Source organism: Pimelobacter simplex (assembly GCF_900114845.1).
Taxonomy (GTDB): domain Bacteria; phylum Actinomycetota; class Actinomycetes; order Propionibacteriales; family Nocardioidaceae; genus Nocardioides; species Nocardioides simplex.
The window spans coordinates 230,316-253,152 of sequence record NZ_FOUK01000007.1 but is presented as its reverse complement, the minus strand read 5'-3'; the positions used below and the strand labels follow the sequence as shown (position 1 = coordinate 253,152).

The 22,837-nt window shown below is 73.1% G+C and carries 23 protein-coding genes; 15 read left to right on the top strand and 8 right to left on the bottom strand.

The genetic code is table 11. The features are described from left to right. Window positions 1-7: 7 nt before the first annotated feature. Window positions 8-1,768: a TIGR03767 family metallophosphoesterase gene (locus tag BM223_RS25470; RefSeq protein WP_038680222.1), complete on the bottom strand. Its 1,761-nt coding sequence runs from the start codon at window positions 1,766-1,768 to the stop codon at window positions 8-10. A 113-nt stretch (window positions 1,769-1,881) separates the two neighbouring features. On the opposite strand from BM223_RS25470, the gene BM223_RS25465 reads away from it, so the two are divergent. Both BM223_RS25465 and BM223_RS25460 read left to right on the top strand, forming a co-directional pair. Further along, a complete protein-coding gene (locus tag BM223_RS25465) occupies window positions 1,882-2,262 on the top strand; it encodes a hypothetical protein (RefSeq protein ID WP_141267495.1) in 381 nt (126 codons plus the stop codon). 87 nt (window positions 2,263-2,349) lie between these two features. After that, window positions 2,350-3,480 carry a glycosyltransferase family 4 protein gene (locus tag BM223_RS25460; RefSeq protein ID WP_038680218.1) on the top strand — a complete coding sequence of 377 codons (1,131 nt, stop codon included), beginning with the start codon at window positions 2,350-2,352 and terminating at the stop codon, window positions 3,478-3,480. Between the two features lie 7 nt (window positions 3,481-3,487). On the opposite strand, the gene BM223_RS25455 is transcribed toward BM223_RS25460, so the two are convergent. Continuing rightward, window positions 3,488-4,567 (bottom strand): LOG family protein, encoded by a 1,080-nt coding sequence (locus BM223_RS25455; protein ID WP_038680217.1) that lies wholly within the window; start codon window positions 4,565-4,567, stop codon window positions 3,488-3,490. 117 nt (window positions 4,568-4,684) lie between these two features. Between BM223_RS25455 and BM223_RS25450 the strand changes: the two genes are divergently transcribed. The 3 genes from BM223_RS25450 (at window position 4,685) to BM223_RS25440 (ending at window position 7,651) form a co-directional block, all read left to right on the top strand. Continuing rightward, window positions 4,685-5,971 (top strand): O-acetylhomoserine aminocarboxypropyltransferase/cysteine synthase family protein, encoded by a 1,287-nt coding sequence (locus BM223_RS25450; RefSeq protein ID WP_038680215.1) that lies wholly within the window; start codon window positions 4,685-4,687, stop codon window positions 5,969-5,971. A gap of 10 nt (window positions 5,972-5,981) precedes the next feature. Further along, on the top strand, window positions 5,982-7,085 hold the full coding sequence (gene metX / locus BM223_RS25445) for a homoserine O-acetyltransferase MetX (RefSeq protein WP_038680212.1): 1,104 nt from the start codon (window positions 5,982-5,984) through the stop codon (window positions 7,083-7,085). A 62-nt stretch (window positions 7,086-7,147) separates the two neighbouring features. Continuing rightward, window positions 7,148-7,651: a nuclear transport factor 2 family protein gene (locus BM223_RS25440; RefSeq protein ID WP_052139352.1), complete on the top strand. Its 504-nt coding sequence runs from the start codon at window positions 7,148-7,150 to the stop codon at window positions 7,649-7,651. Here BM223_RS25440 and BM223_RS25435 read toward each other — a convergent pair. Next, complete coding sequence (locus BM223_RS25435) at window positions 7,648-8,115, bottom strand: nuclear transport factor 2 family protein (protein WP_038680210.1); 468 nt, start codon at window positions 8,113-8,115, stop codon at window positions 7,648-7,650. The genes BM223_RS25440 and BM223_RS25435 overlap by 4 nt on opposite strands. After that, a complete protein-coding gene (locus BM223_RS25430; RefSeq protein WP_038680208.1) occupies window positions 8,112-8,993 on the bottom strand; it encodes a TIGR03619 family F420-dependent LLM class oxidoreductase in 882 nt (293 codons plus the stop codon). Before BM223_RS25430 ends, BM223_RS25435 begins: the two co-directional genes overlap by 4 nt. A gap of 179 nt (window positions 8,994-9,172) precedes the next feature. On the opposite strand from BM223_RS25430, the gene BM223_RS25425 reads away from it, so the two are divergent. Next, the gene (locus tag BM223_RS25425; protein ID WP_052138831.1) at window positions 9,173-10,000 is read left to right on the top strand and encodes an IclR family transcriptional regulator; all 828 of its coding nucleotides are present in this window, start codon (window positions 9,173-9,175) and stop codon (window positions 9,998-10,000) included. Here BM223_RS25425 and BM223_RS25420 read toward each other — a convergent pair. The 3 genes from BM223_RS25420 to BM223_RS25410 are packed head-to-tail and all read right to left on the bottom strand — an operon-like array spanning window position 9,987 to window position 12,228. Then, the gene (locus BM223_RS25420; RefSeq protein ID WP_038680206.1) at window positions 9,987-10,781 is read right to left on the bottom strand and encodes an SDR family NAD(P)-dependent oxidoreductase; all 795 of its coding nucleotides are present in this window, start codon (window positions 10,779-10,781) and stop codon (window positions 9,987-9,989) included. The two genes, BM223_RS25425 and BM223_RS25420, sit on opposite strands and share 14 nt — an antisense overlap. Continuing rightward, window positions 10,778-11,098: a hypothetical protein gene (locus BM223_RS25415; RefSeq protein WP_038680204.1), complete on the bottom strand. Its 321-nt coding sequence runs from the start codon at window positions 11,096-11,098 to the stop codon at window positions 10,778-10,780. The genes BM223_RS25420 and BM223_RS25415 overlap by 4 nt, the downstream gene beginning before the upstream one ends. Continuing rightward, window positions 11,095-12,228 (bottom strand): 3-ketosteroid-9-alpha-monooxygenase, oxygenase component, encoded by a 1,134-nt coding sequence (locus BM223_RS25410; RefSeq protein ID WP_038680203.1) that lies wholly within the window; start codon window positions 12,226-12,228, stop codon window positions 11,095-11,097. The genes BM223_RS25415 and BM223_RS25410 overlap by 4 nt, the downstream gene beginning before the upstream one ends. A 144-nt stretch (window positions 12,229-12,372) precedes the next feature. Here BM223_RS25410 and BM223_RS25405 point away from each other — a divergent pair, with 144 nt between their 5' ends. Both BM223_RS25405 and BM223_RS25400 read left to right on the top strand, forming a co-directional pair. Further along, window positions 12,373-13,011 (top strand): TetR/AcrR family transcriptional regulator, encoded by a 639-nt coding sequence (locus BM223_RS25405; protein WP_038680201.1) that lies wholly within the window; start codon window positions 12,373-12,375, stop codon window positions 13,009-13,011. Continuing rightward, window positions 13,008-13,814 carry an SDR family oxidoreductase gene (locus BM223_RS25400; RefSeq protein WP_218030680.1) on the top strand — a complete coding sequence of 269 codons (807 nt, stop codon included), beginning with the start codon at window positions 13,008-13,010 and terminating at the stop codon, window positions 13,812-13,814. The genes BM223_RS25405 and BM223_RS25400 overlap by 4 nt, the downstream gene beginning before the upstream one ends. A gap of 41 nt (window positions 13,815-13,855) precedes the next feature. On the opposite strand, the gene BM223_RS25395 is transcribed toward BM223_RS25400, so the two are convergent. Next, entirely contained in the window at window positions 13,856-14,614 is a 759-nt protein-coding gene (locus BM223_RS25395) for an SDR family NAD(P)-dependent oxidoreductase (RefSeq protein ID WP_038680199.1), read from the bottom strand. Between the two features lie 103 nt (window positions 14,615-14,717). Here BM223_RS25395 and casG point away from each other — a divergent pair, with 103 nt between their 5' ends. The 7 genes from casG to BM223_RS25360 are packed head-to-tail and all read left to right on the top strand — an operon-like array spanning window position 14,718 to window position 22,783. Then, entirely contained in the window at window positions 14,718-16,322 is a 1,605-nt protein-coding gene (casG, locus tag BM223_RS25390; RefSeq protein WP_052138830.1) for a steroid-24-oyl-CoA synthetase, read from the top strand. After that, window positions 16,319-17,584, top strand: a complete 1,266-nt coding sequence (locus BM223_RS25385) for an NADH:flavin oxidoreductase (RefSeq protein ID WP_052138829.1) — start codon at window positions 16,319-16,321, stop codon at window positions 17,582-17,584. The genes casG and BM223_RS25385 overlap by 4 nt, the downstream gene beginning before the upstream one ends. 21 nt (window positions 17,585-17,605) lie before the next feature. After that, window positions 17,606-18,559 carry an ABC transporter permease gene (locus tag BM223_RS25380; RefSeq protein WP_038680196.1) on the top strand — a complete coding sequence of 318 codons (954 nt, stop codon included), beginning with the start codon at window positions 17,606-17,608 and terminating at the stop codon, window positions 18,557-18,559. Then, complete coding sequence (locus BM223_RS25375; RefSeq protein ID WP_052138828.1) at window positions 18,546-19,406, top strand: ABC transporter permease; 861 nt, start codon at window positions 18,546-18,548, stop codon at window positions 19,404-19,406. The genes BM223_RS25380 and BM223_RS25375 overlap by 14 nt, the downstream gene beginning before the upstream one ends. Next, window positions 19,403-20,395 carry an ABC transporter ATP-binding protein gene (locus tag BM223_RS25370; protein WP_235318948.1) on the top strand — a complete coding sequence of 331 codons (993 nt, stop codon included), beginning with the start codon at window positions 19,403-19,405 and terminating at the stop codon, window positions 20,393-20,395. Before BM223_RS25375 ends, BM223_RS25370 begins: the two co-directional genes overlap by 4 nt. Further along, entirely contained in the window at window positions 20,385-21,377 is a 993-nt protein-coding gene (locus tag BM223_RS25365) for an oligopeptide/dipeptide ABC transporter ATP-binding protein (RefSeq protein ID WP_038680193.1), read from the top strand. Before BM223_RS25370 ends, BM223_RS25365 begins: the two co-directional genes overlap by 11 nt. Continuing rightward, a complete protein-coding gene (locus BM223_RS25360) occupies window positions 21,377-22,783 on the top strand; it encodes an amidase (RefSeq protein ID WP_038680190.1) in 1,407 nt (468 codons plus the stop codon). The genes BM223_RS25365 and BM223_RS25360 overlap by 1 nt, the downstream gene beginning before the upstream one ends. The last annotated feature ends 54 nt before the right edge of the window (window positions 22,784-22,837 follow it).

Below are 22,837 nucleotides of genomic sequence, written 5' to 3'. Positions count from 1 at the left end.
GGCCCGGTCAGGTCAGCGGGTTCACCACCAGCAGCTCGACGTTGCGGTCGTCGAGCGTGCCGAGCCCACCCCGGTTCTCGTGCCAGTCGTTGGCGGCGAGCTCACGGGCGAGGCCGGCAAGGGCGGGAGCGTCGGTGGTGCCGGCGCCGGCCGACGCCGGGCCGGCGTGGTCGACCATGGTGGTGAAGATCGACAGGGTGCCGTCGGCGTTGTCGGCGACCTCGATGATCCGCGCCTGCTGGGGCCAGTCGATGTGGGAGGCGGTGGTGATCTCCCAGAGGCCGCCGCCGGTGGGGCGGGGGCGCGGGGTGATCTTGTTGCGGTGGGTGTGGCCGTTGATCCAGGCGATGACCTGGGGAGCGGCGAGGAGCGCGTCGAGGACGGCGCCGCCGGTGATGCGCTGCTGGATCTGGCCGCCCGTCCCGATGAGGGGGTTGCCCATCGTGTCGGAGGTGTGGTGGCTGAAGACCAGGACGGCCTTGTCGGTCGAGCGCGCGAGCAGCTCCTGGAGCCACGTGAACTGCGGCTTGTCGAGGGAGCCGTCGGAGTAGCCGTTGGGGTTGACCGTGTCGAGCACGATGAACCGGAACGAGCCCTGGTCGAACGTGTAGTACGCCGTCCCCTGCTGGCGGTTGGTGGCCGTGAAGCCGTGCCCGAAGGGCGCACCCCCGAGGGCGAAGTGCTGCTCGACGATCTGGCGGCGGGTGAGCAGGCGGCGGTTGAGGTCGGGGGCGACGGCCCGGACGACGGTGTTGAGCGCGCCGCCGAGGAGGTTGGTGAGGAGCGCGGCGGGGTCGGTGGTGAGGTCGTCGAGGAGCTGCGCCGGGTTGAGGCCGAGCGGCGGCGAGACGATCTTGAGCGCGCCGAGCGCGATCAGGTTGAGCTGGAGGGTGCTGGCGGGGAAGTTGCCCTGGGCGAGGCCGTCGTGGTTGCCGAAGACCGAGTACCAGGGGATGTCGAGGCCCTCCGCGGTGAACGGCCGGCGAGCGGCGTCCAGGAGGCCCGGGACGACGGGGAACCCGTACTCCCCGCGCGGACGGTCGACCGGCTTGCCCGCGGGCGCGCCGTGCGGGTGCCAGTACGCCGTGTCGTACGTCAGCGGCGTGCTGTCGGCGACGCCCTCCCAGCGGGTGAGGTTGCCGGAGTCGACGCGCACCTGGCCGCCGTTGAGGACGTTGATGTTCCAGCGCACCTCGTTGAACTGCGAGTTGTCGGAGTTGTCGCCGGTCTGGATGGCGAGCGCGAACGGCTTGCCGGTCACCGGGCCGCTGCCGATCCGGTTGATCGCGCGGACCATCGAGTCGGCGACGTGACCGGTGAGCATCTCCTGCGGCCGGTACGCCGACGAGAACAGCCCGAGCGCCGGCAGCGGGCTCGGATCGTCGAGGCGGTCGGTCCACTCCAGGCGCAGCGGCGACTGGGCGTCGACGATGTGCACGTCGCTGAGCTGGACGAACGAGATCAGCGCCTGGCGCCGGCTCGCCCGGCCGGCCTCGGCGGCGACGCCCAGACCCTCGCGGACGACGTGCGGCTCGCCCGACGCGGAGATCACCGGCCGGTAGCCGCCGGCGCCGGGGGTGCCCGTGGTGAAGGTCTGGACCAGTGTGGAGCCGCTCGGCGGGGCGACGGGCGCCAGGGGTGCGGCGGCCAGCGCGGGCGTCGCGGATGCGGTCGCGGAGCGCAGGACGCCCGGCATCGTGGTCGCCGCGATGGCGAGGCCTCCGGCGGTGACGGCGTTGCGGACCAGGTTTCGGCGAGTGATCTCCACGAACGGGCAACGACGCGGGGGTGAGGTGGGTCACGTGGGGAGATCATCGGCGTTTCGCGCACGGTTCGGGTGGTTCCGTTGACGCCGCCGAGCGGCCGCGGACCATCAGTGAGATGGAGCAGTCGAGGCGGTACGGGCGGTGGATCGCGCTGGCGGTCGTGGCAGTGACTGCGGCGCTGGTCGGCTTCGCGATCGCGTCGGCCAAGGGCGGCGCCGAGGGCCGAGCGCCGGACGTCGCCCCGACGCCGGCCGCGAGCACCACGGCTCCCGCTCGGCAGCCCGGGCCCGACCTGGGCACACCGCTGGCCGACTGCCCCGAGGTGATGAGGTTCTTCGAGCGACCGGAGGTCAGGGCGGTCCAGGAGCGCCTCGGCCGTGCCCCGCTCCCGAGCGACGGGTTCGTCGGGGGCTGCCCGAACGTGAAGGCCCTCGAGGAGGCGTTCCGGCGGGCGCAGGACCGGACCGGGGCGGGGGCGACGCCGGGAGCGCCCTGAGCGAGCCGCCTGCCGTTCACACGCCCGTCGCCCGACACTTCCGCAACCGTGACGGAGCGTTGACGCGCCGTCCCTAGCGTCCGGAGCATGACCAAGCTCCGGGTTCTGGTGGTTGCCGAGTCGTTCCTCCCGCAGATCAACGGCGTCACGAACTCCGTGCGCCGGGTCCTGGAGCATCTCGCCGCCGAGGGCCACGAGGCCGAGCTGGTGGCGCCGACGGGGCCGGACACCTACGCCGGCTTCCGGGTACGGCGGGCGCGCGGTGCGAACCTGCCGTTCTACCCGGACTTCCGGCTGGGCCTGGAGACGCGGCGGCGGCTGCGCCAGGTGATGGCGCAGTACCGGCCGGACGTCGTCCACATCGCGTCGCCGGCGACGTTGGGGTACCAGGCGTCGCGGGCGGCGGAGGAGCTGGGGATCCCGACGGTGGCGATCTACCAGACCGATCTCGTCGGCTTCGCCGAGCGGTACGACGTCCCGGGCGGGGCGCGGGCGGCGGCGGGGCTGACCCGGCGGATTCACCACCACGTCGACCGGACGCTGGCGCCGTCGACGGCGAGCATCGCGCAGCTGCGGGCGCTGGGGGTGCCGGAGGTGCACCGGTGGGGGCGCGGGGTCGATCTCGTGGCCTTCCACCCGCGGCACCGTGACGAGGGGCTGCGGCAGCGGATCGCGCCGGACGGCCGTCTCCTCGTGGGGTACGTCGGCCGGCTGGCCGCCGAGAAGGAGCTGGACCTCCTCACGCACCTCGCCGACGACCCGAGGTACGCCCTCGTGCTCGTCGGCGGGGGCCCGGAGGAGCAGCGGCTCCGCGGGCTCCTGGGCTCCCGGGCGACGTTCCTGGGGCTGCTGCACGGTGCCGACCTGAGCCGGGCGTACGCGTCGCTCGACCTCTTCGTGCACACGGGGCGCTACGAGACCTACTGCCAGTCGGCGCAGGAGGCGCTCGCGTCCGGCGTGCCGGTGGTCGCGCCCAACGCGGGCGGTCCGGTCGACGTCGTGGCGGACGGCGCCTCGGGGCTGCTCTACCGGCCCGGTGACGGCGCCGCGCTGGCGGCCGCGGTCGACCGGCTGGCGAGCGACGTCGAGCTGCGCCGGGCGATGGCGCTGACCGCGCTGCGGGCCGTGCAGGAGCGGTCGTGGTTCGCGATCAACGAGCAGCTGGTGACGCACTACCGCGCGGTCATCGGCGCCCGCGCCGGGCTCCGGGCGGCCTAGGGCCCGCCTAGGCGAAGAGCGCGGCCGCCTCCTCGACGGTGTCGACCAGGTGCACGTGCGCCTCCATCGGCCGCCCGCGCGAGAGCGCCCGCAGGAGCGGCCAGGCGGGCAGCTCCTCGGTCCAGTGCGCGCGGCCGACGAGGACCATCGGGGCGATGGTCTGCTCGGTCGCGTAGTAGTTCTCGCAGGCGTCCTGGAAGATCTCCTGCACGGTGCCGCCGGCGCCCGGCAGGAAGACGATGCCGGCGTCGCAGACCTGGAGCAGGATCGCCTCGCGCAGCGCGTTGCGGAAGTACTTCGCGATCGCGGTGGCGAAGAGGTTCGGCGGCTCGTGGCCGTAGTGCCAGGTGGGAACGCCGAGCGAGGGGCGGGGGTCGGGGCTGAGGGCGAGGGACTCGTGGGCGGTCGCGACCCAGGCGTCGATCGAGGGCCGGAACGACGGGACGGCGGCCACCCGGGCGAGCGCCTCGTCGAGGGCGTCCGGGGGAGCGGTGGCCATCCGGCCACCGAGGTTGGCCGCCTCCATCGCACCCGGCCCGCCGCCGGTAGCGACGACGTGAGCTCGGCCGAGCAGGGCGCCCAGCCGGGCCGCGTCGGTGTACGCCGGCGTGCCGCGGTCGGCCGCGTGGCCGCCCATGACGCCCACCAGCGAGCGGTCCCGGATCCAGGTGGCGAGGGCACGGTCGACGGACTCGTCGTGCAGCGTCTGGGCGAGCGCGTCGGACGAGCCGTTGCGGCGCTGGGCCCACGCGTAGGCGCGGGCGTCGACGGTGTCGGCGTAGGGAGCGGTGTCGTAGAGCTCGTCGCAGGTGTAGAGCCGCTCGCGCTGCGGGTCGACCGGGGGAGAGCCGATCGCGGGCAGCACGAGCGCGCCGCGGGCGGCGACCCGGTCGCGGTCGCCGGGCGCGAACGCGCAGCCGACGAACGTCGTCCGGCTGACGTCGGAGGCGGCGAGGGCCTCGGAGCGCTCGGTGAGGTCGACGCCGACCAGCCGCCACCCCTGGAGCCGGCGCGCGCCGTCGGCCCGCCGCCGGTCGAACTCGGCCAGCGTGGTCACGACGACGACCCGGCCGCGTCTGCTTCTCACGGATCGCACGGTAGCGAGTGCGGCCACATGGCGGACATATACAATCTCAAGCGAGTTACTCGACATTAGGCTGAGGGTTTCCCCCCAGCGACGCACCCGAATCAGGAGCAGCGCACGATGACCCATCGTCCCGAGACCCTTGCCGTCCACGCCGGCCAGGAGCAGCCCGACCCCGCGACCAACGCCCGCGCGGTCCCGATCTACCAGACCACGTCGTACGTCTTCAACGACACCGAGCACGCGGCGAACCTGTTCGCCCTCTCCGAGCCGGGAAACATCTACACCCGGATCATGAACCCGACCCAGTCGGTCTTCGAGGAGCGGGTGGCCCAGCTCGAGGGCGGCGCCGGCGCGCTTGCGACGGCCTCGGGCTCGGCCGCGATCACCTACTCGGTGCTCAACCTGACCTACGCCGGCGACAACATCGTCGCCGTCTCCACCCTGTACGGCGGCACGTACGCGCTGTTCGCCCACACGCTGCCGCAGTACGGCATCGAGGTCCGCTTCGTCGACCCCGACCGCCCCGAGGACCTGGCCGCGCTGGTCGACGACAAGACCAAGCTGGTCTTCGCCGAGACCATCGGCAACCCGAAGGTCAACGTCGTCGACGTGCGCGCCTGGGCCGACGCCGCCCACGCGCACGGCCTGCCGCTGATCATCGACGCCACGGCCACGACGCCGCTGCTGGCGCGCGTCTTCGAGCACGGCGCCGACGTCGCGGTGCACTCCGCGACCAAGTACATCGGCGGCCACGGCACTTCGGTAGGCGGCATCATCGTCGACTCCGGCAACTTCGACTGGGCCGCGCACGCCGAGCGGTTCCCCGGCCTGACCCAGCCCGACAGCGCCTACCACGGTGTCGTGTGGACCGAGGCCGTCGGCAACCTGGCCTACATCATCCGGGCCCGCACGGTGCTGCTGCGCAACACCGGCGCCGCGATCGCACCGCTCAACTCGTGGCTGTTCCTGCAGGGCCTCGAGACGCTGCACCTGCGGATGGAGCGGCACAGCCAGAACGCGCTGGCCATCGCGAAGTACCTCCAGGGCCACGACTCGGTCGCCTGGGTGTCCTACCCGGGTCTCGACGACAGCCCCTACAAGGCCGTCGCCGACAGCTACTTCACCGGCCGGGGCTACGGCGGCCTCGTGTCGTTCGGCCTCAAGTCCGGCCGGGACGGCGGCAAGCGGTTCATCGAGTCGCTCGAGCTGTTCAGCCACCTCGTCAACATCGGCGACGCGAAGTCCCTGGCCGTGCACAACGCCACGACGACGCACTCGCAGCTCACGCCCGAGGAGCTCGAGGCGGCCGGCGTGCCCGAGGAGCTGGTCCGGCTGTCGGTCGGCATCGAGCACGTCGACGACCTGATCGCCGACCTCGACCAGGCGCTGACCGCCGCGAAGTGACGCCGACGACGTGACCGCCGCCGACGGCGGCCTCGGCATCGTCGCGACCCAGCGGGCCGTTCTCACCGAGAACGGCCCGCTGGTGCTCGCGTCCGGGGCGAAGCTGCCCCACGTCGAGGTCGCCTACGAGACCTACGGCGCGTTGAACCCCGCGCGGGACAACGCCGTCGTCGTCTGCCATGCCCTCACCGGTGACGCCCACGCCGCCGGTTGGCACGAGGGTGCCCGCCGTCCGGGCTGGTGGGACAACCTGATCGGGCCCGGGAAGGCCCTCGACACCGACCGCTTCTTCGTGATCGCGTCGAACCTGCTGGGCGGCTGCTCCGGCACCACCGGGCCGTCCTCGCTCGACCCGGTGACCGGACGTCCCTACGGGCCGGACTTCCCGCTGCTCGACATCGCCGACTTCGTCACCGCCCAGCGCGGCCTGCTCGACCACCTCGGCGTCGAGCGCCTGCACGCCGCGGTCGGCGGCTCGCTCGGGGGCATGCAGGTCCTGGAGTGGGCGCTGCAGGAGCCGGACCGGATCGACCGCGCGGTCGTCGTCGCGGCCAGCGCGCGGCTCACGCCCGAGAACATCGCGTTCTCGTCGGTCGCGCGTGCGGCGATCCTCGAGGACCCCGACTTCCACGGCGGCCGGTACGCCGACCACGGCGTCACGCCGCGCCACGGCATGAAGATCGCCCGCATGATGGCCCACATCACCTATGTCTCCGAGGTCTCGCTCGAGGAGAAGTTCGGCCACCGGCGCGACACCGCCGGCAGTGACAAGCGGCTGGACGCCGACTTCGAGGTCGAGCACTACCTGCAGCACCAGGGCACCTCGTTCCTGGAGCGCTTCGACGCGCTGTCGTACCTCCACCTGACCCGGCCGATGGACTACTTCGACCCGTTCGGCGCCCACCCGGACGTCGTCCCGTCGACCCGGTTCCGGCTGATCTCGTTCGACACCGACTGGCGGTTCCCGACCGCGCACTCGCTGCGGATCCGCGACGAGCTGGCCGCGCGCGGGGTCGCCGTCGAGCACACCGAGCTCGCCTCGCCGTGGGGGCACGACTCGTTCCTGCTGCAGCCACCCGGCTACCACGAGGCGATCCGGTCCTTCCTCGACTGAGGATCCCGGTGACCGGTACGACGGCCGGCGCCGCGGCGCCGCCCGTCCCTACGTTCGGCGCCATGAGAACCGACCCGGCCGCCGACGTCGCGGCGATCACCCGCCTGAAGTACCGCTACCTGCGCTGCCTCGACACCAAGCAGTGGGAGGACTTCGCGGCCTGCTTCGCGCCGGACGCGACCGCCGACTACAACGGCCTCGTCTTCGACTCGCCGGGCCCGCTCGTCGGCTACATGCGCGCCAACATGGGGGCGGGCGTGCTGACGATGCACCAGGCGCACCACCCGGAGATCGACCTCGACCCCGACGACCCCGACCGGGCGAGCGGGACGTGGTACCTGCACGACAAGGTGATCGTCGACGCGCACCGGTTCGCGCTGGAGGGCGGGGCGATCTACTCGGACGTCTACGTGCGCGGTGCGGACGGGTGGCGGATCGTGCGAACGGGTTACCGGCGGACGTTCGAGATGACCTGGAGCCTGGACGAGCCGGGGCGGGTGAGGGTCGCGGGGCCGGAGGTGCGGTCGCGGTTCGAGGCTTCGGGTGGCGGCAGTTTCACCGCCTAGGCGGTGAAACTGCCGGCACGCGCGAACAGCCCCCGCGCCGCCGCGTCACCGTCGAGCTGCCGGATGGTGCGGTGCGCGAACCGCCAGCCCTCGGGTGTGCGGACCAGGTCGAAGTGGTTGGCGCCGATCCGGGCCGGGAAGTTCCGGCCCTCGTGGCGCACGAGCAGCACCGACGGGCAGACGGCGACCGCGCGGTCGCCGTCCACGGTGACGTGGGCGGGGCCCAGGAAGTGGCAGCAGCCGTTCTGGATCAGTCCCTGGTGCCGGTCGCCGCGCACCATCGCGTCGATCGCGGCCCGGTCTCCCATGTAGATCTCGTCGACGTCGTAGACGCCGTCCTCAGTCCACATGGCGGCGACCCGCTCGGCCTCGCCGGCGTCGACCAGCGGGCCGTACGACGCGATCAGCTGGGTGATCTCCTGGATGTCCTCCAGGCGCTGCAGGCGTTCCTCGACGGTGGTCATGCGTCCTCCTGGACGGTGGGGGTGGTGGCGAGCCCGGCCAGGTCGGCCAGGGCGGCGAGCTGGTCGGTGTAGTGGGTCGCGGACGTCGCGGCGACGTGCACGTTGACGACGGTGGCGCCCGCCGCGACGGTGCGGTCGAGGGCGCGGCGGGTCCGGTCCGGCTCGCCGAGCGGGTCGACGGGACGGCCGGCGCCGAGGACGACCTCGAAGTCGTCGGGCAGGTCGGTGCCGTCGAGCATCGTGCGGAGCCGGTCGTGGGGGAGCCCGAACGGCACCCAGCCGTCGCCGTGCTCGCGGGCGCGGCGCAGGCTGCGCGCCGTGTGGCCGCCGATCCAGAGCGGCACCCGCGGCTGGACGGCGTGCGGCTCGACGACGACGTCGTCGAACGCGAACCGCGCGCCGGCGTACGTCGGGCGGGCGCTGCCGAGGGCGGCCCGGAGCGCGGGGAGGGCGTCGTCGGCGACGGCGCCCCGCTCGTCGTACGCCGCCTCGAGGAGGTCGAACTCCTCCTCGAGCGAGCCGACGCCCAGGCCGAGCACGAGCCGACCGCCGCTGAGCAGGTCGAGCGTGCCGTAGCGCTTCGCGATGGCGAGCGGGTGGTGGTAGCCGAGGACGAGGACCTGCGTGGCGAGCCGGATCCGCGTGGTGTGCGCGGCGAGGTGGCTGAGCGTGGCGAGCGGGTCCCAGTAGGTGCCGCCGCGCTCGGCGGCGACGGCGACCGGCACGGCGACGTGCTCGGAGCAGGTGAGGTGGTCGAAGCCGAGCTCGTCGGCCGCCCGGGCGACCGCGACCAGGTCGGCCACGCCGGCCGCCCGCTCCCAGGGGGAGAAGAACCCGGGCAGGGCGGTGACGACCGGGGTGGTGATGCCGACGCGCATGGACGACTCCTCTCGCTGGGCGGACCGGCTCATCCAAGCGGCCCGGCCGGCGCCGTGCGCGCGCTCGTCTCGATGACCGGAAGTAGAATGAATTTCAGAAAACCTCTTCCCGAGGGCCGCGCCGCGGTGTTAGCGTCGTCACTAGAATTCATTTCAGTTTTGCATCCCTGGGAGGAATCATGTCGGCGCTGGTCATGGAGCAGTCGGACGTCGTCACCACCGGTCCGGCACGGGAGCTGCCGCCGTCGATGGTCGAGCGGATGACGCTCATCCTCGACCGGTTCACCACCCGTCAGACCTGGCTCAGCCTCGAGGAGATCGCCCGGTCCACCGGGCTCCCGCGCTCCACCGCACACCGGATCCTCGACCAGCTCGTGCGGCTGGACTGGCTCGAGCACGGCACCAGCGGGTACGGCCTCGGCCGCCGCTCGCTCGTGCTCGGGGGTGGCTCGGCGGGGGAGGCGGACCTGCGGTCGGCCGCGTCGCCGTACCTGCACGACCTGCTGCTGCGCACCGGCGCGGTGATCCACCTCGCGGTGCTCGACGGCGCCCGGGTGCGCTACCTCGACAAGCTCGGCGGCCCGTTCGCCGCCACCGTCCCCTCCCGGGTCGGCGGCTCCGCGCCGACGCACTGCACCGGCCTCGGCAAGGCGATGCTCGCCTGGCTCGAGCCCGAGCGCGTCGACGAGCTCGTCGGGGACCAGCTGCGCACCCGCACCACCGCCACCATCGCCGAGCTGGACGCGCTGCACGGCGAGCTCGGGCGGATCCGGGCCCGCGGCGGGCTCGCGTTCGAGCGCGGCGAGTGCTTCCCCGACATCGCCTGCCTGGCCTCCGCCATCCGCGGGCCGCAGGGACCGGTCGGTGCGCTCTCGGTGGTCGCCGCCGTCGGGACGGCGCTGGAGCGGGTCGCTCCGCTGGTCGTGGACGCCGCCCGCCGGATCTCCGAGGACCTCTACCCGGACCTCGACCTGCGCCGCCAGCGGCTGCACGTCACCGACGACTGAGCAGCAGGCGCATGACCTTCTCGGTCCCGGCGACGAGCCGGGCCCGGTCGTCGGTCGAGCGCGACGCGACGATGCCCTCGTTGCCGCTGACCACGTGCACTGGACCGTGGGCGAGCGCGGCGAGACCCTCCCGCGCGACGTCCACGGGCGCGGAGACGTGCATGCCGGGGACGTCGAAGTTGAGCCCGGCCCGCTCCATCGCTGGCGTGCGGGTGACGCCGAGCACGAGCTCGAGGACGTCGACGCCGTGCGTGCGCAGCTCGGCCCAGAGTCCCTCGGCGAAGATCCGGCTGAACGCCTTCACGCCGCCGTACACGGCCTCGGTCGACGTGCCGACGTAGCCGGCGAGCGAGCCGACCAGCAGGATGCCGCCGCGGCCCCGCTCCCGCATCGGGACGGCGTAGTGGTGGGTCAGCGCGAGCAGCGCGGTGATGTTGAGGTCGATCACCGACCCGAATCCTGCGAGCGTGCCCTGGGTGAAGGCACGGCCGTGCGTGTTGGCACCGGCGTTGTAGATCAGCAGGCCGACCTCGACGTCGGCGGTGGCGGCCGTGATCGCGTCGATCGCGGCGGGGTCGGTGAGGTCGGCCGCGACGGTCCGGACCTCGACGCCGAGCTCCCGGACGGACGCGGCCGTCTCCTCCAGCGGGCCCGGCTTGCGCGCGACGAGCACCAGGTCGATGCCCGCGGCGGCCAGGGCGCGCGCGAACTCCGCACCGACACCCTCGGAGCCGCCGGCGATGACGGCCCACGGGCCGTAGGAGGAGAGGTCGGTCGTCATGGGTGCTCCTGCTCGTGATTGGTCTTCAACGGCTCACCGGACTGCACGTCGAGCGTGCCCGCCACGGCGGCCGCGCGCAGCGAGGCGCGCAGGGCGTCGCAGCCGGGGAAGGCGTTGCGGTTCGGGCGGTCGGACGGCGCCACGGCGCCCTCCGTCATACGGCGCTCGGCGCACGCGGCGAGCGCGGCGGCGTCCCACTGCACGGTGGTCTGGTCCCAGCTGCTCTTGCGGGCGAGCACCTCGGCGCCGCACGTCCCGCACGAGACCGGCTGCATCGGCGCGGTCGCGAGCCGGACGTCCGGCCGGGGGCGGATCATGAGCGCCGGGCGACGAGGTTCTGCTCGACCTCGGCACGCCACGCCTCGTTGGGCCGCGTCGTGTCGATCTCGAACTCGAACCTGTCGGTCATCTCCGGCGTGACGTCGGCGGCGTCGACGTAGAACTGCTGGTACCACCGGCGCAGCTGGTAGACCGGACCGTCCTCCTCGCACAGCAGCGGGTTGTCGATGCGCGCCTTGTTCTTCCAGATCGCGACGTCCTGCTCGAAGCCGTACTTGATGAACCTGCCGGTCTTCTCGGCCATCAGGGCGGCGTCCTCGTCGGAGATGCCGTCCTTCTTCTCCACGATGATCCCGTACTGCAGCACGAACGAGTTCTCGTCGATCGGGTAGTGGCAGTTGATCAGGATGGTGTCCACGTCGAGGTCCTCGTAGTGGTACGTCACCTCGTCGATCATGAAGCTCGGCCCGTGGTACGCGGCGACGCTCGTCGTGCCCAGCACGGCGGGGTTGCTCGTCGAGGGCTTGGCGGGCCGGACGTCCTCGCGGCCGTCGCCGTTCATGTACTGGTACGCGCTGGTGCCCTCGAAGACGTTCTTGAAGTACGTCGGGAACGAGTAGTGGATGTAGAAGAAGTGCGCCATGTCCACGACGTTGTCGACGATCTCGCGGCAGTTCGCGCCCTCGATCACCGTCTCGTACCAGAGCCAGTCGGTCCACCTGTCGTCGTCGACCTGGGGGATCCGCGGGATCGTCACGTCGGCGGGCGGCGGGTTGCCCTCGGGGTCGTTCCAGACGAAGACCATGCCGTCCTGCACGAGCGTCGGCCACGACGCCGTCCGGGCACGGAGGGGGACGCGCCGCGCATAGGGGATCTGCTTGCAGCGACCGTCGCCGCCCCAGCGCCAGTCGTGGAACGGGCAGGCGATCTCGTTGCCCTTGACCGTGCCCTGCGAGAGGTCGCCCCCCATGTGCCGGCAGTACGCGTCGAGGACGTTGACGACGCCGTCCTCGCCGGCGAAGACGACGAGCTTCTGGCCGAACGCGGTCACCTGGTGCGGCTGCCCGTCGACGAGGTCGCGGGCCAGGCCCAGGCAGTGCCATCCGCGGGCGAACCGGCGCGGGCTCGCGTCCACCTCGATCTGCCGGACGTGGTCGTTGTGCGTCATGGTCGGAGTCTGTGCCGCCGGGCGCGCGGCGCGCGGGCCGTCGTCCCACTCAGCGGTAGCCTGCTGGGGCGTCGCGGTGCCGGCGGTCGCAGGATGGAGCCGTCCGGCCACTCGGGCGCCACGACCCACGATCAGGAGAGACGCGTGCCGCGAATCGCCGAGGCCCGGCAGCCCGCCGAGCCCACCTCCGCGGAGCAGAAGGACCGCTACCGGCGGATCCTCCGCGCCGCCAGCAAGCTCGGCGCCGAGCACGGCCTCGAGCGCATGCAGATGAACGACGTGGCCAAGGAGGCCGGCGTCGCGATCGCCACGCTCTACCGGTACTTCCCGTCCAAGACGGACCTCTTCGTCGGCGTCCTGCACAGCCAGATCCAGCGGCTCAGCGCCGCCGGCGCCGGCGCCGGCTCGGCTGCTCCCGTCGGATCGGGGCGCCGTGCCGACGCCGTCGCCGACGTCCTGATCGGGGCGGGGCAGCGGATGCTCGAGCGCCCCCAGCTCGCCACCGCGATGCTGCAGGCCAACAACGCCGCCCAGCTGCAGGGTGGGCGCGAGTACACCGAGGCCAACGCGGCCTTCCACCGGGTGCTGCTCGCCGCGCTCGGCGTGCCGGAGCCCGAGGACGAGGACTACCGGATGGTCCGGATCACCGAGCAGACCTGGTACGGCGTCCTGGTGTCGGTCCTCAACGGCGTCATCACCGCCGAGCAGGCCGACGCCGACATCCGGCTGGCCACGCGCCTCCTGCTCGGCCCGCGCTACGACGGCACGGGAGCCGCGTCGTGACCGGCCGGCTGCTCGCCGTCACCGGCTCGGCGTCCGGGATAGGCGCGACCACCGCCGCGATGCTGCGCGCCCGCGGCGACCGCGTGATCGGCGTCGACCTGCGCGACGCCGAGGTGTGCGCCGACCTCTCGACGGCCGACGGACGCGCCGAGGCCGTCGCCGGGATCGCCGCGCTCGCCGGGGCCGATGGGGCCGATGGGCCTGCAGGGCCCGAGGGGGGTGCCCTTGACGGGCTGATCACCTGCGCCGGGCTGAGCCGCGCCGGTGCTCCCCAGGTCAGCGTCAACTACTTCGGCACGGTCGACCTCGTGCTCGGCCTCCGACCGCTCCTGGCCGCCGCGCCGGCCCCACGGGTGGCGCTGGTCAGCTCGATCTCCTCGACCCAGCCCAGCGACCCCGCGATCGTCGCGGCCTGCCTGGCCGGTGACGAGTCCGCCGCACTCGATGCCGCCGAGGCGGCCGTGGCTGCCGGCCGGCCCCACGAGATCTACTCCTCGACGAAGCTCGCGCTCAACCGGTGGCTGCGCGGCGCCGCGGTGTCCGCCGACTTCGCCGGTGCGGGGATCGCCGTGAACGCGATCGCGCCCGGCGTCGTCCTGACGCCCATGACGGCCGAGCTCGTCGCGAACCCCGACTGGAAGCGGGTGATGGACGCCGCCGTCCCGATGCCGCTCAACGGCTACGCACCGCCCGAGGCGATCGCGCACGCGCTGCTGTGGCTCGTGGCGGCGGAGAACTCGCACATGGCGGGGCAGGTGGTGTTCGTCGACGGCGGGGCTGCGGCGCTCACCGCTGCGGGGTGACGGCAGTTTCACCGCCTAGGCGGTGAAACTGCCGCCCGGCCTCAGAAGTGCGCCTGCCCGCCGTCCAGGGGCACGGTCGCCCCGGTCAGGTACGCCAGGTCCGGCCCGACGAGTGCGACGACGGCGCGGCCGATGTCCGCCTCCGGGTCGCCGATCCGCTTCATGGGGATGGCGGCGACGAACTCGGCGGCCTCCTCGGGGTGGGTCTCGGTCCACCACTTCAGGCCGGGGGAGAGGGCGTGGGGCGCGACGCTGTTGACCCGGATGCCGTCGGGCGCCCACTCGACCGCGGCGGTGCGGGTGAGGGAGCGCAGGGCGGTCTTGGCGGCGGCGTAGGCGCCGTAGTTGGTGGGGTCCCAGCGGACCATGGCGGAGGTGACGAGGTTGACGATCGAACCTCCGCCGGCGGCGACGAGGTGCGGGTGGGCGGCCTTCATGAAGGCGAAGGCGGCGAAGGGGCCGGTCACGAAGCCCTTGGTGAAGTTCTTCTGGCTCATGTCGAGCAGGGGCATCATCACGCCGTCGTACGCGTTGTTGACGAGGACGTCGAGACGCCCGAAGTCGCCGGCGATCCGGTCGACGAGCGGCGCGATGGCGTCGGTGTCGAGCAGGTCGAGGGCGTAGGCCTCCGCCCGGACGCCGCGCTCGCGCAGCAGGGCGCACGTCTCGTCGAGCTTGGCCACGGTCCGGCCGACGACGGCCACCGAGACCCCCTCGGTCGCCAGGGCGAGCGCGATGCCCTGGCCCACCCCCTGGCCGGCTCCGGTGACGACGGCGACTTTCCCCTGCAGTGCGTTCATGGCCGCCACCCTCACCGGTACGACGGCCGCCCGGCGCCGTCGCATCCCGGTCACCGGGAGCCTCCGCGGCCCGTCCCGAGAACGCCGCCGAATACTCCCCGCCATGACGTCGACGACAGTGACCGAGCTGCAGGTGGAGACCGTTCTGGGCGCGCCCGTTCAGGTCTTCCCGGACCGATTCCGCGCGCTGCACGAGGTGCTCGCCGCGTCCCTGGCGCACGGCGACCGGCCCTACATCGTGACGCTCGACGGGCGGCTCACGTTCGCCGAGCACGCCCGTCGCGTCTCGTCGATCGCCCACGCGCTCCGCACCGAGCACGGGGTGGAGAAGGGCGATCGCGTCGCGATCGCGGCGGCCAACTCCCAGGCCTGGATCGAGACGTTCTGGGCGACCGTGTCGATCGGCGCGATCGCCGTCGGCTGCAACGCCTGGTGGTCGGCGCGCGAGCTGCGCCAGGCCCTCGAGCTGACCCGGCCGGTGCTGGTGGTCGCCGACGAGCGGCGCCGCGCCCTCCTCGACCCGGCGACGCCCACGGTGGCGGCAGCGCCGACGATCGACATCGACAACGACCTCGCCGCCCGGTACCCCGACGCCGCGCTCCCCAGCGCCGACGTCGCCGAGGACGACCCCGCGGTCATCCTGTTCACGTCCGGTACGTCGGGCCGCCCCAAGGGCGCAGTCCACACGCACCGCAACCTCTGCTCGGTGATCGGCTTCCACCGCAGCATGGACGCGATGGCCGCCCAGTACGGCGATCCGGTCGCGCCGCAGGACAAGGTCTACCTGCTGGCGATGCCCCTCTTCCACGTCGGCAGCCTGCACAACCTCGCGGTGCCGCGCCTCGCCAACGGCAGCACGGTCGCCCTGCACGTCGGGGCCTTCGAGCCCGCGCGGGTGCTGCAGCTCGTCCAGGACGCGCGCGTCACCCACTGGGGCGCGGTGCCGACGATGGCCAACCGGCTGCTGGAGTTCGACCGGGTCGGCGACTACGACACGTCGTCCCTCTACGCCTTCTCGCTCGCCTCGGCGCCGTCGAGCACCGCGTTCAAGGAACGGCTGCGCGCCCACCTGCCGTTCGCGGGCGCGCTGGTCGACAGCTACGGGCTGACCGAGTCCTGCACGGCGGTCGCGCTCGCCACGCCGCTCGACCTCGCCGAGTCGCCGGGCACCCTCGGGACGCCGATCGTCGGCGTCGAGATGGAGGTCCGCGACGCACTCGGCAACGTCCTCCCACCCGGTGAGGAGGGGGAGATCTGCGTCCGCAGCGCGTACAACATGCTCGGCTACTGGGAGAACCCCGAGGCCACCGCCGCGGCGATCGACGACGAGCGCTGGCTGCACACCGGCGACCTCGGCATCTTCGACGAGAAGGGCCGGATCCGGCTGGTCGCGCGGCGTACCGACCTGATCATCCGGGGCGGCGAGAACGTCTACCCGGCGGAGGTCGAGGCGGTCCTCACCGACCATCCGGACGTGCGCGAGTGCGTGGTCCTGGGGGTGCCGCACGACGACCTCGGCCAGGAGGTCGCCGCGGTCGTCGTCCCGGCCGACCCGGACGCGGACGCCGCCGCGCTCGAGGCGACGCTGCGGGCCCACGCCGCCACCGAGCTCGCGCACTACAAGGTGCCGTCGCACTGGCGGATCGGCTCCGCGCCGCTGCCCCGCAACGCCACCGGCAAGGTCATCCGGACGGCGGTCGCGCCGTGAGCGCCCCCGACGTCTTCAGCCCCGGCCGGCTCGGCCCCGTCACCCTGCGCAACCGCACGATCAAGGCGGCGACCTACGAGGGGCTGAGCCACCGCGGCCGGGTCACCCAGGACCTCATCGACTTCCACGTCGCCTACGCCAGGGGCGGGGTCGGCATGACGACGGTCGCCTACCTCGCGGTCGACCGCGACGGCCGGACCGACCGCCACCAGGTCCTCTGGACGGACGAGGCGATGCCCGGCCTGCGCGCGCTCACCGACGCCGTCCACGCGGAGGGCGCGGCGGTCAGCGCGCAGATCGGCCACGGCGGTCCCGTCGCCGAGCCGCGCGGCAACCGGGCGCCCGCGCTCGCGCCGTCCGCGCGCTACAACGTCATCGCGATGAACAGGTCGCAGGAGGCGACCGTCGCCGACCTCGACCGGATCGTCGCGGCGCACGGACGCGCGGCGGCCCGCGCGGTCGAGGCCGGGTTCGACGCGGTCGAGGTCCACCTCGGCCACAACTACCTCGCCAGCGCGTTCCTCAGCCCCAAGCTCAACCACCGCGAGGACGGCTACGGCGGCGGCCTGCGCAACCGGGCCCGGCTCGCGCGGGAGATCATGCGCGCGGTCCGCGACGCCGTCGGCGACCGGATCGCGATCGTCGCCAAGATGAACATGGACGACGGCGCCCCCGGCGGCTTCTGGCTCGACGAGGCGATCCCCGTCGCCCAGTGGCTGGAGGCCGACGGCACGCTCGACGCGCTGGAGATGACCTCCGGCAGCTCGCTGCTCAACCCGATGTACCTCTTCAAGGGCGACGTGCCGCTCGACGAGTTCGCCGGCGTCATGCCGCAGCCCGTCAAGGCCGGCGTCAAGCTGATCGGGCACCGGCTGCTCAAGAGCTACCCGTACTCCGACGGCTTCCTGCTCGAGGACGCCAAGCAGATCCGCGCCGCCGTCGACCTGCCGATGATCCTCCTCGGCGGCGTCACCAGCCGTGCGGTCATGGACACCGCCATGGCGGAGGGATTCGGCTTCGTCGCGATGGCCCGCGCGCTGCTGCGCGAGCCCGACCTCGTCCACCGGATGCAGGCCGACGCCGACCGCACGTCGCTGTGCATCCACTGCAACAAGTGCATGCCCACCAACTACACCGGGACCCGCTGCGTGCTGGTCGACCGCCGGACCACCCGCAGCGCGAGCTGGGGCAAGCCGGAGGGCTACGCGGGCACGCCCGCCGAGCCTTCCGGTGAGTGGGACGCGTCACACCGCGCCGGCTGAGACGGGTGCGAGGTTCCTCCTGTGGCTCGACGACTTCTCCTCTCCGTGCTGGAGCTGGCCGCGGTCCTGTTCCTGGTCAGCATCGGTGTCTTCCTGCTCCTGTCGCTGGTCCCCGGCGACCCGGCCGTGGCCGTGCTCGGCGAGGGCCGCACGCCCCAGGAGTACGCCGCGATGCGCCACGAGCTCGGGCTCGACCAGCCCCTCCTCGCCCGGTACGGCGACTGGCTCGGCGGCGTCCTGCACGGTGACCTCGGCACGTCGCTGGTGCCGCCGCAGACCGGCGTCCTGGAGCGGATCGGCTCCGCGCTGCCGGTGAGCCTCGAGCTCGCCGTGCTCGGCCTGGTGCTGGCGCTCCTCATCGCGCTGCCGCTGGCGATGTGGTCGGCGTACCACCAGGGTGGGCGCGCGGACCGCGCGATCAGCGCGGCGACCTTCGGGCTGCTGTCGATGCCGTCGTTCCTGATCGGCATCGTGCTCATCGCGCTGCTCGTCGACGGGCTCGGCCTCTTCGCCCGCAACGAGTGGGTCCGGATCGGCGACAGCATCGGTGGCAACCTGCACCACGCCTTCCTGCCCGCACTCACGATCGCGCTGATGGAGGCGGCGATGTTCACCCGCATCCTGCGCGGAGACCTCGTCACGACGCTGCACGAGGACTTCATCCTCGCCGCGCGGGCGCGGGGGATGTCGCCGCTGCGCATCATGCTCAGCGACGCGCTCCGTCCTTCGTCGTTCTCGCTCGTCACCGTGCTCGGCCTCAGCATCGGCCGGCTGGTGGGGAGCACGGTGATCGTGGAGTACCTCTTCGCGCTGCCCGGCATGGGCAAGCTCGTCATCGACGCCGCCAACCAGGGCAACTACCCGGTCGTGCAGGGCGCCGTGCTCGTCATCGCGCTCGTGTACGTCGCGAGCAATGCCCTGATCGACCGCAGCTACGGGCTGCTCGACCCGAGGACCCGCCGTGCGCACGCCTAGCCGGACCCGTCGCCGCCGGCCCGATGTCGTCTTCTGGCTGGGCATGACCTGGCTGACGCTGATCCTCGGCGCGGCGCTGCTCGCGCCGCTGCTCCCGCTGGGCAACCACGACGACTCCGTCGCCGGCCTCACCCAGCCGGTCTTCGCCGCCCCCGGCGGGCTGGGCGCCGCGCACCCGCTCGGCACCAACAACTACGGCCTCGACGTCCTCGCCCGCGCCGTGTACGGCGCCCGCACGTCGGTCGTCATCGCGCTCCTGGCCGTGCTGATCGGCACCGCGGTGGGCGGCCTGGTGGGGCTGGTGTCGGGCTTCGTGCGCGGCACCACCGACCGCGTCGTCGGCATCCTCGCGAACGCGCTGCTCGCCGTACCCCCGCTCATCCTGCTCATCGCGCTCGGCACGGTGCTCGACCCGAGCGTGCGCAGCATCGCGTTCGCCCTGTCCCTGCTGACGATCCCGAGCATGGTGCGGCTCGCGCGGGCGAACACCATCACCGTCGCGCAGCGCGAGTACGTGCTCGCCGCGCGGGCGCTCGGCGCCGGGCGGGTGCGGCTGATGCTGCGCGAGGTGCTGCCGAATGTCGTCCTGCCGGTGCTGTCGCTGTCGGTGGTGATGATCTCGGTGCTCGTCGTGGCGGAGGCGTCGCTGTCGTTCCTCGGCATCGGCATCGAGCAGCCCCAGCCCACCTGGGGGAACATGATCGCCGAGGGGCAGGGCGGCGTCATGCAGGAGCACCCGTACATCGTGGTGGTGCCGGGGATCTGCTTGTTCCTGACCGTGTTCTCCTTCAACCTGCTGGGGGAGAAGGCGCAGAAGCGCTGGGACCCGAGGAGCGCGAAGCTGTGAGCACGCCGCTGCTGGAGGTCACCGACCTCCGTACCGTCTTCCACACCCCGCGCGGCGACGTGCACGCCGTCGACGGCGTCTCGTTCTCGCTCGCGCCGGGAGAATCCCTCGGCCTGGTGGGGGAATCGGGCTCCGGCAAGTCCGTTCTCGGGCGCACCGTGATGGGCCTGATCGGCTCCGGCGCGACGACGACCGTGTCGGGATCGGTGCTCCTCGGCGGGCGCTCCGTCCACGACCTGAGGCCGGCCGAGCGGCGCCGGCTCTGGGGGCCCGAGGTCGCGATGGTCTTCCAGGACCCGATGACGTCGCTCAACCCGGTCAAGCGGGTCGGCACGCACCTCACCGAGACCCTGCGCCGACACCTGCGGTGCTCGCGAGCCGACGCCGTGGAGCGGGGGATCGACCTGCTCCGCCAGGTGGGGATCCCCGAGCCGGCGCGGCGGATGCGCCAGTACCCCCACGAGCTGTCCGGCGGCATGCGGCAGCGCGTCGTCATCGCGACGGCGCTCGCGTGCGACCCGCGCTTGCTCATCGCCGACGAGCCGACCACCGCGCTCGACGTCACCGTGCAGAAGCAGATCCTCGACCTGCTCGCCTCGCTCGTCGCCGAGCGGACGATGGCGATGGTGCTGGTCAGCCACGATCTGGGTGCGGTCGCCGGGCGGACCGACCGGGTGCAGGTCATGTACGCCGGCCGCACCGTCGAGTCCGGGCCCACCCGGCCGGTCTTCGCCGCACCCGACCACCCCTACACCGACGCGCTGCTCGCGTCGATCCCGCGACTGGGCAACCCTCCGCACACCCTCCTGCGCACGATCGAGGGGAACCCGCCCGACATGGGGCGGCCGCCGGAGGGCTGCCGGTTCGCGCCCCGCTGCGGGTTCGCCTCCGCGCGGTGCGCCGAGGAGCAGCCGGTCGCGGCCGTCGTCCCCGGCGGCCGGGAGGTCGCCTGCCACCACCCGATCCTGGAGGTCTCTCGTGGCCGGTAGCGGAACCGCGCACCTGCGCCCGGATGCGGAGCGCGTGGTCGTCGTCGACGACCTCGTGGTCGAGTACCCCGCCGGGCGCGGCAAGGTGCACGCCGTCTCGGGGCTCAGCCTCGACCTGCTGCCGGGGGAGACCCTCGGCATCCTGGGGGAGTCCGGCTGCGGCAAGTCGAGCGCCGGGCGGGCCGTCATGCAGCTGCCGTCGCCGACGTCCGGCTCCGTGCGGCTCGGCGACGTCGAGCTGACCGGGCTGCGGGCGCGGCGGATGCGCGCCGCGCGCTCCCGGATGCAGCTGGTGCTGCAGGACCCGGTGTCCGCGCTCAACCCGCGGCGCCGGGTGAAGGACCTCGTCGTCGAGGGTCTGGAGATCTGGGGCTGGGGGACGCGCGAGCGCGACACGTTCGTCGACGAGCTGCTGTCGTCGGTGGGCCTCGACCCGGAGACCGTGCGCGAGCGGCGTCCCCACGAGCTGTCCGGCGGGCAGTGCCAGCGAGTGTGCATCGCCCGCTCGCTCGCGCTCGATCCCGACGTGCTGATCTGCGACGAGCCCGTGTCGAGCCTCGACGTGTCCGTGCAGGCGCAGATCCTCAACCTGCTGGAGCGCGCGCGGGAGCGGCTGCGGTTGAGCATGATCTTCATCGCCCACGACATCGCCGTGGTGAAGAACATCAGCGACCGGGTGCTCGTGATGTACCTCGGGAAGACGTGCGAGGTGCTGCCGTCGGCGTCGCTGGAGGCCGCCCTTCACCCGTACACGCGGCTGCTGCTGGCCTCGGTGCCCGACGCCGCCGATGCCGGTGGGGCCGACGCTCCGGCGGTCGTGGGTGAGCTTCCGTCACCGCTCGCGCCGCCGTCCGGCTGCCGCTTCCGGACCCGTTGCCCGCTCGCCACCGAGCGGTGCACCATCGAGGAGCCGGTGCTGCGCGAGGTCCGTCCCGGACAGTTCACCGCCTGCCACCACGTCGACGCCCCCGAGGAGAGCTGATGTTCGACGACGCGATCGCGACCGCCGCCGCCGTACGGTCGGGGGAGGTGTCCGCGCGCGAGGTCGTCGAGGACGCCATCGCCCGGATCGAGAAGCACGACCCTGCGCTCAACGCGGTCGTCGCACGGCGCTTCGACGAGGCCCTGGCCGAGGTGGACGCCGGGCTGCCGGGCGGCCCGCTGCACGGCGTCCCCACGCTGGTGAAGGACCTCGGCATGCAGGTCGCCGGGCTGCCGCTGACCCGGGGGAGCCGGCTGTGGGCGGGGGACGTCTCCACGGTCGACAGCGAGCTCGTGCAGCGCTACCGGCGGGCCGGCATGGTCGTGCTCGGCGTGACCAACAGCCCCGAGCTCGGCAAGAACGCCAGCACCGAGCCCCTCCTGCACGGCCCGACCCGCAACCCGTGGTCGCTCGCGCACTCGCCCGGCGGCTCGTCGGGCGGCGCCGCGGCGGCGGTCTCCGCGGGGCTGGTGCCGGTGGCGCACGGCAACGACGGCGGCGGCTCGATCCGCATCCCCGCCTCGGCCTGCGGGCTCTTCGGGCTCAAGCCCAGTCGGGGCCGCGTGACGACGTACCCGGTCGCGGGGACGCTGGCTGCGCCCCTGTCGGCCAACCACGTGCTGAGCCGGTCGGTCCGCGACTCGGCGCTCCTGCTCGACCTCTCCTCGGCTCCGCGGCACGGCGACGCCCTTGCCGCGCCCACGCCGTCCTCGCCCTTCGTCGAGCAGGCCGCCCACGCGCCGCTGCGGCTGCGGATCGGCCTGGTCACCCGGCGCGCCGACGGCGGCGTCGTGTCGCCGGAGGTGGTCGCCGCCGTCCGCGCGACGGCCGCGCTCTGCGAGGAGCTCGGGCACGTCGTCGAGGAGGTCGAGCCGGGGTACGACGCCGAGCTGCTGATGAGCGGTTTCGGCACCCTGATGGGCGTCTCGCTCCTCGCGGACGTCGAGCACCGCCTCGCCGAGCTCGGCCGCGACCTGCGCGACGACGACCTCGAGCCGTTCACCCGGATGATCCACGACCACTACCGCGCCACCATGACGCCCGTGCACGTGTACGACGCGCTCGCCGCCGTGCAGACCGTGGGCTGGCAGCTCGGGGCGGCGTTCACGTCGTACGACCTGCTGCTGACGCCCACCCTCCCGCTGCCCGTCCCGGAGCTCGGCGTCCTCGACACCACCGACCCGGCCGTGATGTGGCAGCGCGGCGGCGACTACTCGTCCTTCACCGCCGTCGCCAACGCCACCGGCATGCCCGCCATGTCCGTGCCCTGCGGCCTCGACACCGCCGGACTCCCGCTCGGCGCGCACTTCGTCGGCGATCTCGGCGCCGAGGGCACCCTCCTGGCCCTCGCCGCGCAGCTCGAGGCCGCCCGGCCGTGGGAGCGGGTGGCGCCGGGCTACCGGTGACGGCGCGCGAAGTGCGGAGGTTGCGGGTCCGAGACGCCCCAGGAGTCCCACAAC